This is a genomic window from Companilactobacillus versmoldensis DSM 14857 = KCTC 3814 (assembly GCF_001434295.1).
Taxonomy (GTDB): domain Bacteria; phylum Bacillota; class Bacilli; order Lactobacillales; family Lactobacillaceae; genus Companilactobacillus; species Companilactobacillus versmoldensis.
The window spans coordinates 32,259-43,455 of sequence record NZ_AZFA01000018.1; the positions used below are offsets into that span (position 1 = coordinate 32,259).

General features: G+C 36.6%; 11 protein-coding genes. 4 read left to right on the plus strand and 7 right to left on the minus strand.

Translation table 11 applies throughout. From position 1 onward, the window contains the following. Positions 1–15: 15 nt before the first annotated feature. Positions 16–1,197: an MFS transporter gene (locus FC27_RS08940; RefSeq protein ID WP_010623493.1), complete on the minus strand. Its 1,182-nt coding sequence runs from the start codon at positions 1,195–1,197 to the stop codon at positions 16–18. A gap of 316 nt (positions 1,198–1,513) precedes the next feature. Continuing rightward, entirely contained in the window at positions 1,514–2,257 is a 744-nt protein-coding gene (locus FC27_RS08945; protein WP_010623494.1) for an SDR family oxidoreductase, read from the minus strand. Between the two features lie 149 nt (positions 2,258–2,406). Here FC27_RS08945 and FC27_RS08950 point away from each other — a divergent pair, with 149 nt between their 5' ends. After that, positions 2,407–3,120, plus strand: coding sequence for a LysR family transcriptional regulator (locus FC27_RS08950; protein WP_010623495.1), 714 nt, complete (start codon positions 2,407–2,409; stop codon positions 3,118–3,120). 442 nt (positions 3,121–3,562) lie between these two features. On the opposite strand, the gene FC27_RS08955 is transcribed toward FC27_RS08950, so the two are convergent. Further along, positions 3,563–4,438, minus strand: a complete 876-nt coding sequence (locus FC27_RS08955; RefSeq protein WP_010623496.1) for a DMT family transporter — start codon at positions 4,436–4,438, stop codon at positions 3,563–3,565. A 280-nt stretch (positions 4,439–4,718) separates the two neighbouring features. Between FC27_RS08955 and FC27_RS08960 the strand changes: the two genes are divergently transcribed. Then, positions 4,719–5,933 (plus strand): replication-associated recombination protein A, encoded by a 1,215-nt coding sequence (locus tag FC27_RS08960; RefSeq protein WP_010623497.1) that lies wholly within the window; start codon positions 4,719–4,721, stop codon positions 5,931–5,933. Positions 5,934–6,027: 94 nt separating this feature from the next. On the opposite strand, the gene FC27_RS12245 is transcribed toward FC27_RS08960, so the two are convergent. The 4 genes from FC27_RS12245 to FC27_RS08980 all read right to left on the minus strand — a co-directional run bounded on the left by FC27_RS12245 (position 6,028) and on the right by FC27_RS08980 (position 8,379). Next, on the minus strand, positions 6,028–6,489 hold the full coding sequence (locus FC27_RS12245) for an IS3 family transposase (protein WP_010623498.1): 462 nt from the start codon (positions 6,487–6,489) through the stop codon (positions 6,028–6,030). A gap of 37 nt (positions 6,490–6,526) precedes the next feature. Further along, positions 6,527–6,835, minus strand: a complete 309-nt coding sequence (locus tag FC27_RS08970; RefSeq protein ID WP_010623499.1) for an IS3 family transposase — start codon at positions 6,833–6,835, stop codon at positions 6,527–6,529. Positions 6,836–6,894: 59 nt separating this feature from the next. Then, the gene (locus tag FC27_RS08975; RefSeq protein ID WP_010623500.1) at positions 6,895–7,386 is read right to left on the minus strand and encodes a helix-turn-helix domain-containing protein; all 492 of its coding nucleotides are present in this window, start codon (positions 7,384–7,386) and stop codon (positions 6,895–6,897) included. A gap of 96 nt (positions 7,387–7,482) precedes the next feature. After that, positions 7,483–8,379 (minus strand): LysR family transcriptional regulator, encoded by an 897-nt coding sequence (locus tag FC27_RS08980; protein ID WP_010623501.1) that lies wholly within the window; start codon positions 8,377–8,379, stop codon positions 7,483–7,485. A 116-nt stretch (positions 8,380–8,495) separates the two neighbouring features. Here FC27_RS08980 and FC27_RS08985 point away from each other — a divergent pair, with 116 nt between their 5' ends. Together FC27_RS08985 and xerS are read left to right on the plus strand one after the other, a co-directional pair. Continuing rightward, positions 8,496–9,620 carry an MFS transporter gene (locus tag FC27_RS08985; protein ID WP_010623502.1) on the plus strand — a complete coding sequence of 375 codons (1,125 nt, stop codon included), beginning with the start codon at positions 8,496–8,498 and terminating at the stop codon, positions 9,618–9,620. Between the two features lie 431 nt (positions 9,621–10,051). Next, entirely contained in the window at positions 10,052–11,116 is a 1,065-nt protein-coding gene (gene xerS / locus FC27_RS08990; protein ID WP_010623503.1) for a tyrosine recombinase XerS, read from the plus strand. Positions 11,117–11,197 lie beyond the last annotated feature (81 nt).

Genomic DNA, 11,197 nt, shown 5'->3' on the forward strand with positions numbered 1-11,197 from the left:
TTCCTCATTTGTAATTTAATTTTCTATCTCATTCAATTCACTGTGAACTATTTTATTTCTTACTAAAATTACTGCAAAAGTTACGAGTAGCATGACGATTCCACCAACTGGCAACATCATCAAACCACTAGTACTCAACAGAATTCCTCCAATACTAGTACCGATAGTAGTTCCGATATTTCCTAATGAAATGAATAATCCATTTGCAAGATCCAAACTTTCTGGAATTGCAGCTGAAATTAGATATTGTTGAACATTATTACCAATTCCGTAAATCATACCCCAAAGGAGAACGACTGGAAACATTAATAGGGTTGATTGTGATAATGAAATTATTAATAAATAAACAACAATCATTAAAAATGGATAAATTGTAATTAGTTTACGTGGTGACCGTGATAGCATATTTCCGGCTACCAGATTTCCGATGATACTCATCAGTCCAAAAACAAATAATGCTAAACTCAATTGTGTTGAAGAAAAATTACTCAATTGTGATAATAAATCTGAAACATATCCGTAAACAACAAACAAAATACTACCAATTAAAATTGTTCCAGCACCCGATACCCAGAGTGACCTTTTAACTAATACTTTTTTAATACTAGTTTCGCTGCTATCACTAGCTGAAACTGATTGTGTATCCTGTTTTGGTAATAGGAAGTAATTCAAAAAAAAGGCAACTAAACTGACTAAAGCAAAGAAATACATTGCTGCTGAATATGAAACGTTGTTGGCAATTAATGTTGTAATTGGAGTTCCAAGTACTCTACCAGCACTAACACCAATCATTACTCGAGAAACTGATTTAGAAGCTTCACCAGCATCTGAAATTTCGGCAGCAATTGTAAATGCTAACGAACAGTAGACTGGATGCAATACCGCTGGTAGTAATCTGAAGAATAATGCCAATCCAAAGTTTGTGACCAACCCACCTAAAACATTTGAAACGATGAACAGTAACAAAGTGGCAAGCATGATCTTTCTTCGATTAATTTTCCGCACAATAGCTGGCATGATTGAACCAAATATTGCGACTATCAAGGCAAACATACTGACAAACAATCCTGATGTCGCAGTCGATATCTCAAATCGTTGACTGATAACAGGAAGAATTCCTAAAATGCCCACCTCAGTATTTAAAATACTAAAAGTACCGATTGCTAATACAAAAATTAATAATTTTTTATTTCTCATGTAGGACCTCATTTTCTATTTAATTGAATTAAATATTTAAACTCTATTTTGATAGCTTGACGACGTCATGTCTTAATCAATATCGTTAGTATAGAGTGAAAATAGACTCTTGAAAATTTACTATTTTGAATGCTAGTATAAATATTATTAATACTAAAGACGTGGTGATGATAATTTAATGCATAATAATTAGAAGAAACGATAAAAATAGTCCTCTGATAAACTAACAGATTGTAATCGTCAATCTGTAAATCCTCAGAGAACTATTTTTTTGAATTAATTTAAAAGTTAATATAGATGAACTGAATAAAATTAATCACCATGGTTGATTTGTTGGCCCAACGGTGAATTCACTAACATTTGTATCTTCGGGTTGATCGATTGCAAAAGCAACCACATTGGCAACACGATCAGGTCCAATTTGATATTGATCATAATTTGCTTGCATTGCTTTAGCTGCTTCGGGATCTGTGATTGTACTCAATAATTCAGTATGGATAGCCGCCGGATAAATAGTTGCCGTACGAATATTGCTGTTAGTTTGGGCAGATTCCATTCTCAACACTTCCATCAAATCACGAACAGCATGCTTAGTAGCACCGTAAACTCCAACACCAGGATATGGTTTCAATCCAGCAACTGAAGAAGTGGTAACAATTTGACCACCATTTTGTTCTTTAAAAGTAGGCATAATTGCAGCAATTCCATTCAGGACGCCCTTGATATTTACATCGACAGTTCTATCCCACTCATCAGTTTTTAATTTTGCTATTTCTGAACTTGGCATTAAGCCAGCGTTTAAGAAAATTACATCGACTCTGCCAAATTCTTTTTTTGCAGCCTCAACCAAGGACTTATTATCATCAGGATTTACAACATCAGTAGTTTTATAAATTGCTTCCCCACCATTTTCTTTGATTTTATTAACGATTCGTTGAAGTTTATCTTCACGACGTGCTCCTAAGACTAATTTGGCACCTTTACTTGCTAGCAGCATTGCTGTTGAAGCTCCAATACCACTTGATGCTCCTGTAATCACTACTACTTTCTCTTTAATCATATTGTGGTCTCCAGTCTTATAAGTTTTATGTTTTTGACATTTTGACGAGATGTCTCAATCAATATTGTTAGTATATAGTGAATTTAGGCTCTTTAAAATTTACTATTTTGAATGCTAGTATAAATATAATTGATACTGGAGGTTCAACCATGATTGATTTTTATTTATTGGAAGCATTAGTAAAATTCGATGAATATGGCACTCTTGCCAAGGCAGCTGAACAATTAGGTGTTACTCAACCTGCCTTAACACATTCTCTTAAGAATCTTGAAGATGAATTGGGAGTTCAATTATTTGATCGTAAACCTAATCGACTTTATTTAACTGACACTGGTAAATATGCCGTTCAACAAGCCAAAAGAGTCATTGATGACAATTATAAATTTACCGATAAAGTAAAACTTTTTGAACAAAATCAATCGAGCATCACTATCGGCGCTAACGCTCCTGGTCCCTTGATAGTTATCCATTCCTTGAACCTTGATAATCTCATCGTACAAAACAAACATGTCCAAAAGGATTTTGAAAAAATTCTTAATGAAGAGCAAGTTACGTGTCTATTAACAAACAAATCTTTGAAGTCAGATAAAATAATTTCAGTTTTCATTGGTAGTGAAAGAATGGCTGTTAATTTGAGGCAGGAAAATCCTTTAACTAAAATTGAGTCATTAAAATTTGCTGATTTAGCTGGTAATACCTTTCTTTGTCCTCAAGAAATAGGGTTTTGGAAGGATATTTATGAATCCCAAATTCCTGATGGTAAATTTATTTATCAAAATGAATCAACGGAGTATAAGGAATTACTTAGTTTCTCTAGTATGCCATTTTTTACAACTAATTTGACAAAACTCGATCCTAATTAGGGCAAAAATTTGCCTAATAACCGTGTATTAAAACCGTTGATGGATTCATCAGCAAATCAAACATTCTACATTAGTTTCTTGAAACGTAACCAAAATAGATTAAAAACATTAATTCAAAAAATACAGGATCAATTGTCAACAGTTGATTTTTAATATTATAATTGTTTTATTGAACTTTTTAGAATACGATGGAATTTGAATAATTACACTTTTAGGCATCGGACTTATAATTTTGACAATCTGTGCTATTGTGGGTAATGTTAGTCAGTCTAAGCAATTTGGTAAAAAGCCATGTCAAATAAGCTATATTTTTATATATCAATACTAGTATATGACACAGTTTTAATTATCGTCTAATTCAGAAGATATAATTTAGAAAGACAATATTAAAAGCCAATCAACTCATATTTCTTGTTGAGTTGATTGGCTTTATTTTTTAAACTCATTCATTTCTAATAGAAACAACTATACTTAATAAAATCAATCCTAAACCAATAAAAAAGCCTACTTGGATTGATTCGCTTAAAAATAGCCATCCTAATAACGTTCCTACGATTGGTTGGAACAGAAAAAATAATCCTGATGTTGGACCATGAAATAAGACTAATCCCTTGTTCCAAAGGAAAAAAGCAATTGCTGTTGAAATTATTCCTAAGTACAAAAGGCTTAACCAAATATTTACACTACTCCAAGCTATATTTAATAAGATTCTTTTTTGCATGAAAATAATAGGTGTCAAACAGACGATAGCAACTAGGGTTCCTAAAAAAGTTACTTGAATGATACTGTATTTTTTATCTACTAGTTCAATCAATACTGACATCAATGCCCAGGTAATACCGGCAATCAGTAAAAAAATTACACCTAGCAGTAAATTTTTACCTGTAAATTGGAAACCAACAATCGAAATAACACCGAAAATAGCTAAAAATAGGCTAATCCATTTGCCTGTTGTTGGTTTAATTTTCAATAACGGCCAGCTGAATATTATCATAAATGCTGGCGTTGCTGTTGTAACAACTGATCCCAATTGGGCTGAAGAAAACATCGTTCCCGCTTCTTGTGCAACGATAGAGATTGTGTTGCCAATCAATCCAATTAAAAAAATCAGCAATAAATTTCTTTTATCCCAATACCAATGAATTTTTGCGACTAATGCAATTATCAATAAGGCAATCGATCCAATGAGATATCGCAACCAGACTAACTGAACTGGTGGAACTTCAGCAACAACTGATTTGACAACGACAAACATTCCACCCCAAATACAAGCTGCTAATGTTAAATAAATACTACCTATTATTTTATTTTTGTTCAAAATATGAAACCTCCGCTTTTACTTAATCATTTAAGGAATCAGCGGATTCACACCACTGATTAGCGGTATGAAGGTACATCACATTCGAATAATGGATAATACAACAATATGAAAGCCCTCCTTTTAAGTAATATAATCTTTATTGTATGTTAGCACTAAAATAATTACAAATACTTATCTTTCAACCATGTTTAAATTACTCAAATTTCATAACAATTGTTTTTGGGTTACAATTTCTATATCTGAAACAAATAATTATAATTAGAAAGGATTTTTTATATTGGCATTCAAAACACCTTTGGCAGATAAAATGAGACCCGAAAAGTTGGAACAGATGGTCGGTCAACAGGATCTATTACAGTCTGGTCAACCATTACGTCAGATCATTGATAAAAAAGTCAATATTCCCTTGATACTTTGGGGACCGCCGGGAACTGGGAAAACTAGTCTGGCACGAATCATTGCTCAAAAATATAAATATCCTTTCGTTTTCTTCAATGCTTCGACCGATAACAAAGCACAACTGACACAGTCAATCGAACTCTATCGTTACCAATCATTTGTATTACTGATCGATGAAATTCATCGAATGAACAAAACTCTTCAAGACTTCCTACTACCATATTTAGAGAACGGTCATATTATGCTGATTGGATCAACAACTGAGAATCCTATAATGTCGATTGTTCCTGCCATTCGATCAAGATGTCAGATTTTTGAATTCAAGCCTTTGAGTACCGAGGATATCTTGACCACTATGAAACGAGCAACTGATGAGGTTTTTGAGTTAAATCCAGACCAGATTGAGACTGATTCTTTAAAGTTGATTGCTATCTCTTCTGGAGGTGATCTGCGAATCGCCTTGAACATTCTTGAAACACTGCATGCTATCAACCCCGACAAAATAACCGTCAAAGATGTTAAGCGCTTTGCTAAGCAGCAACACTTCAGCTACGATAAAAAAGCTACCAAGCACTATGATTACTTATCCGCTTATTCTGACTCAATGGCCGGCTCTGATACCGATGCGGCTTTATACTATCTAACAGTTCTTCTAAAAAATAACGACTTACCTTCGGTTGTTCGAAGATTACGTGAAATCCCCTATACTTATATTGGATTAGCCAATCCCCAACAAGCCACTCAAATAGTCGTCGCCGCAAATCAAGCCGAAAAAATTGGAATGCCTAAAGCTAAGTATCCCCTGATGTTTGCGACAATGTTGATGTGCTTGTCACCTAAGTCGGGATCATTTGATGAAACTTGGGAAAAATTAGATAAAGACACCGAACATCCTAATTTACATCCAATGCCCAAAGGATTGCGAGATGCACACTATAAACATTCTGAGGAAATCACTGGTGGTGGACTATTCGAGAGTCCCTTTGCTCAACCATTTCAAGTTGCTTCTCAAAATTATATGCCTGAGGGTTTTACTGGCAAACGTTACTATTATCCAAAAAACAACGAGAGTGAAAAGAAGTTTGGTGAATAGTACCTAAAACTCCATAAATTTATTTATCACGAAGATTATAAAAAAGATAAGCCCAAATGAGCTTTGAAGTGAACCCCATTAATTGGAGTTTGTTTTAAGACACAAGTTGGTCGGAAAGATTTCGACATTCTATCGGAGTTTTTCCGACCAATTTTGTTTTTATACGTTTATTGTTGTAATAGTAAATATATTTTGAGACCTCATTCTTTAAGTGCTCATATGACTTATACTCATTGTTATTTACTGTTCCAACTTTTAAGATATGAAAGAAGCTTTCCATCATCGCATTATCTAAGCAGGTCGCTTTGCGGCTCATGCTTTGGATAATGCGATTTTTCTTTAGTCGTGATACATATTCATAATTTTGATATTGGAATCCTTGATCAGAATGTATCGTCATACGATAAGGCATTTCGGGACATTTAGCGGTCAGAAGATCCAACGTATCAGTCACAAATTTAACATCTGGGTGAAGACTTATATTCCAACTGATGATCTTCACCACTATAGATATCCATAAAAGCCGTAAAATATGCTCTCTCCGACATTGTCCCATTTCCCCAGCACAATTCAGTGACGTCAGTTGTTCTCTTCTAAAAGGGTCTATCAGTGATGAACCTTCGGTTCAACTTATTCTTGGCTCTCTTGCCAACGTTACCGTTATAAGAATTATATTTTCTAGTTTTCCAATCAAATGCATGACAAAGAAGTCCATGTTTATTCATTATCTTGAGAACTAATTTATGATTAGCTTTAATTCCACGGTTATGAAGTTCCATTGTTACACTTCGATAGCCATAATCTTTATGTTCCGTCCTAATAATCCTGATTTCATTTACCAGCTTTTCAGGATGTGACTTATAGGAGTGGCTTTGTGCATAGTGATAACTACTGCTAGACATATTTGTGACTTCTAATATGATTGCCAGAGACTCATTGAGTTCGTGCCTTAACTCAGTTATTAATCGTGCTTTCTCTTGATTTGAGAGTTTTTCTTCTTCTGAGTTAAGGCATGCAATTTTTCCAAGTAAGCTACCCGTATCCTTAGACGACGATTCTCTTCCTCTAATTTTTTGAATTCTTCTCTTGTAAGTGGTTTTTTATCAGTCATTTTCCTAGACCGCCTATCATTTGGTTTTAGACGACCTGACTCCAGTTCTCGTTCCCATTGCCAAATAGTTGCAGGATTACGGATCCTATACCTCTTAGCGGTTACTGGATATGATGCTCTATGATTAACTCGCCATGTTATTACTTTGATTTTAAACGAATAATCATAGAAAGTCTTTGAAGGATAAGTATAAAGTCCCTCAACTCCAAATTCTTTGAATAAATGAACCCATTGATAAATAGTGGCAGATCCCTTGATACCATACTTTCGATTCACATATGTGAAGCTTTTTCCGGAGAGATAATCGAGAACAGCTTTAATTTTAATTTCTTTTGAAAACATAAAAAACCTCATAAGTTTGGATTACTACAACTTATGGGGTTCAGTTCACTTATCTTTTTTCATTTCATTTATTTTTAAGTCTCTAGGTTTGTTTTTCTAATTTTTGATAATTTGCTGTACTACGTCTGTTAGTTTAACCATAGCTGGTGTTAATTTTAGTGGCGCCATGATGCCATAAGGAACACTAACGGGTATATTTAACGGTCGCGTAACTGTCCCGGGTAAAATTGCCGGCCAACAATCAAGTGTCAACAAAGGCTGATTTGGTAAGATGTCACGATTAAACGTATCAATCGTATAATGGGCATCAGCCACCACAGCCTTAAATTTAATCTGGGCTTGAGCCAGATAGTCGTAAACCTGATCAATCGCAATTGATTCATATTGAGGAATTAAAGCTAATTTAGTTCCGGCCAAATCATTTGGCTGAATCACGGACTGACGAGCCAAAGCGTCGGTTTGGCACATGGTCAAGGTCAACTTAGATGTAGACAACTGGTAAAAATGAATTTGCGAGGGCGTTTGTTGAAAACCTGAAGGACCAACTAATAGATCAACCTGTTCACCCAAATGCTGGTATAGCGTAGGGAATCCCATATTCAGAGTTTCCAATGGAATGAATTGAAACCGATAATCTGGCAGCTGACGACTAACTTCAGCCCACAAATCAGACTGTCGACTGGCAGGATTCAACGCAGACGTTCCAATCCGAATCACTTTAGCTTGACTTCCCGCATAATGCTGAACCTGTTTCAGTAGACTTTCACTATGATTAATCAGGGCTGGCGCCTGTTGGTGGAGTAGTTTTCCCGCTGCAGTTAGTTGCACACCCTGAGCGGTCCTTAAAAATAGAGTCACCCCAACCTGCTTTTCTAGCTCTTCAATTCGTCGTTTGACGGCCGGGGGCGTTAAATAACCATGAGCAGCAGCTTGCGTAAAACTCCCGTTGGCCACGACCAATTCAAAAATCGTCAAACTCATCATATCTATCATTGCTATTCCTCCATAAACTATCCCTTAATTCGCCTTAACAAAAGCTTTCTTCTCAACCGACTTCACTTGTTTTAAACTGGGAGTACTTATTAGTTAAGAAAGCTGGCATTTAAACTATGCGTTTGAAACACTTTGATTTTATCATGTTAATTTTTCTACTGGCCTACTTCATTATTCTAGTAGACACATCTCTTGTCTTTACCTGCTCCAATGAAATCGGCCGTTCTTTTGCGATGACGACGAGTCAAGCGACTTGGATCAGTAATGCTTACGCCCTCACCTTTGGCAGTCTCCTTCTTCTGGGTGGACGCTTAGGTGACTTATGGGGACGCAAACCAATATTTATCACTGGGCTCCTGATTTTCGGAATCAGTTCATTGATCGTGGGATTAGCAACCAGTACCTCCATGCTCATTTTAGCCCGCGCTGTCCAGGGAGTTGGGGCCGCTATCATTGCACCCGCCACTTTAGCCATCATTATGGATAATTATCAAGGCTCTCAACGGGACCACGCAATTACCATTTATGGGGCAATGTCTGGTATCGGTGTTAGTCTCGGTCTTATTATCGGTGCGGGGATTACAACTTTATGGTCATGGCGCGCTGGCTTTTTCATTAATTTACCCATTACCCTTGGCTTAATTTGGTTAACACATCGCTACCTGCCAGCATCAAGTCGTCAACGACGCACTGTCGATTGGTCGGGAGTTGCCCTTTCGTTTTTAGGTATTGTGGGCTTAATTAACGGGATTAATGGCTTTGGCAATCGGTTACTTTCTTTACTGATTGGTCTATTACTTCTAGGAGGTTTTGCCTATCACGAAATAAATAGCTCCCAACCTTTAATTCCAGTGGCTATTTTCAACAACGCCTCTCGCACCCAGGCCTACTTGATTCGATTCGTTTATTCGGCGGCAATTACTAGCTTCTGGTTTTTCACGCCTAGGATTCTCCAAACGTTATACCACCTGAGCCCGATTTTGGTTGGAGCATCATTTTTACCCATGACATTAGTTAATTTCTGGTCGGCTCACCAGGTGGATCATTTAGCCCGCCTTGATGGTAATCGGAAACCACTTTTATGGGGACTGATGATTGGATTGATTGGCTTTCTGGGCTTATTGAGCATTCATCACGGTGGTAACTATTGGTTAACCGTTGCCCTCCCGATGGTTTTGATTGGCTACGGCCAAGGCTGGATTTTAAGTCCCGTGACAACCTTAGCTGTTACTGGATTATAGCCCTCAGCGGCCGGTATCGATTCAAGCCTTATCAACATCATGTTGCAAATTGGTGGAGTTATGGGACTCGCAACACTTGCGACGCTATTTTCACACAACGGGTTACTTTCAGCTTACCATTTTGAATCACTCGGAATGGCACTGCTCGTCTTAATAGGGCTAGGTATTACTCTGAACCTGGTTCGAGTAGATGCACACAAGCAACCTTATAAAAAGTCGAATTAAGTCGTGGGTAAAGTCTTACTATTAATTGTAGCATGAACTTGAGTCACCTTAACATTGCCAAGGACATCGTTGATGAGTTCAAAATGGTCGAATTAGTTCTTGTCTAATTTAAACAAGGGTTTTTTACACTTCTAGTTAAACAATCGTCTTCTCTCAGCAAATATGCTAAGCTTTAGTATAAGAACGTCTGTTTGGAGGACCTGTTTATGGAAAGACAGCACTATTTAAAACTCATTGATGAAGAACTTGCTCAAGCACCCTGGTTCGTTAAAGAATATTATCAAGCAAAATCTACAATTCCGTTATCTCCTGCCACTTTGTATCAATATTTAACTGAGTTTCGACGCTTTTTTAATTGGCTAATTACTGAAGGCATTACTCCGGGTCCCAAACAAGATGATATTTCATTAACAGTTCTTGAACATCTCAAAAAAGAAACCGTTGAACTATACAAGTCTGCCCTACTTAATCAGACTAAATCCTCGGGGTCTCGCGGAAGTCGCACTCATCCAACCATCAATCGTTCCTTGAATGCCCTCTCCTCACTGTTCAAATATTTAACAGAAGATACTGAAGATGAGAATGGCGAATCTTATTTTGATCGTAACGTGATGCACAAAATCACCTTAGTCAGAACTAACGAAACCTTTGCTACCAGAGCTGCTAATTTAAAAACTAAACTCATGTTAGGTGACACTGATCATGAATATTTATCCTTTATTGATGATAAATACGAGACTAAACTAACAACCAGCCAGAAGCGCTATTTTCTTCGTGATAAAAAACGTGATTTAGCAATAAATGCTCTTCTTTTGGGAAGTGGATTGCGTGTTTCCGAAGCTGCCAATTCTGATTTACGACAATTAAACTTAAAAACAGGCACGATTGGCGTTATCCGAAAAGGCGGTCAAAAAGATATTGTCAATATTGCACCTTGGACGTTGCCATATATCCAAGCTTACGTTTCCGAAAGAACAGCTATTTATCACCCATCAGCAAATGATCGAGCCCTATTTTTAACCATTTATCGAGGTAAAGCTTCACGAATGCAATCGAGCTCGATAGAGAAAATGGTTGCCAAGTATTCAGCAGCTTTTAAAGTTCGGATAACACCGCATAAATTGCGTCACACCCTGGCATCAAAACTGTACTTAGCTACCAAAAATGAACAGCTAGTAGCGACACAGCTAGGTCAAAACTCTACTGGAGCAACTAGCTTATACACGCATATGATCGATGAGGAACAACGCAAAGGTTTGAAGAAACTATAATCAAAAAACTCACTTTAAAATTTATAAATGGCCCAAATCAAAGAACATCAATCTGTCAAATATTGGCTCTAAGTCAAATCG

Bases quoted from the DNA above. Each gene is read 5' to 3' on its own strand.
- FC27_RS08970 (WP_010623499.1), bottom strand. From the start codon at position 6,835: ATGTCTAGCAGTAGTTATCACTATGCACAAAGCCACTCCTATAAGTCA.
- FC27_RS12245 (WP_010623498.1), bottom strand. From the start codon at position 6,489: ATGGGACAATGTCGGAGAGAGCATATTTTACGGCTTTTATGGATATCT.
- FC27_RS08980 (WP_010623501.1), bottom strand. From the start codon at position 8,379: ATGATAGATATGATGAGTTTGACGATTTTTGAATTGGTCGTGGCCAAC.
- FC27_RS08975 (WP_010623500.1), bottom strand. From the start codon at position 7,386: ATGTTTTCAAAAGAAATTAAAATTAAAGCTGTTCTCGATTATCTCTCC.
- FC27_RS08985 (WP_010623502.1), top strand. From the start codon at position 8,496: ATGCGTTTGAAACACTTTGATTTTATCATGTTAATTTTTCTACTGGCC.
- FC27_RS08950 (WP_010623495.1), top strand. From the start codon at position 2,407: ATGATTGATTTTTATTTATTGGAAGCATTAGTAAAATTCGATGAATAT.
- FC27_RS08940 (WP_010623493.1), bottom strand. From the start codon at position 1,197: ATGAGAAATAAAAAATTATTAATTTTTGTATTAGCAATCGGTACTTTT.
- xerS (WP_010623503.1), top strand. From the start codon at position 10,052: ATGGAAAGACAGCACTATTTAAAACTCATTGATGAAGAACTTGCTCAA.
- FC27_RS08945 (WP_010623494.1), bottom strand. From the start codon at position 2,257: ATGATTAAAGAGAAAGTAGTAGTGATTACAGGAGCATCAAGTGGTATT.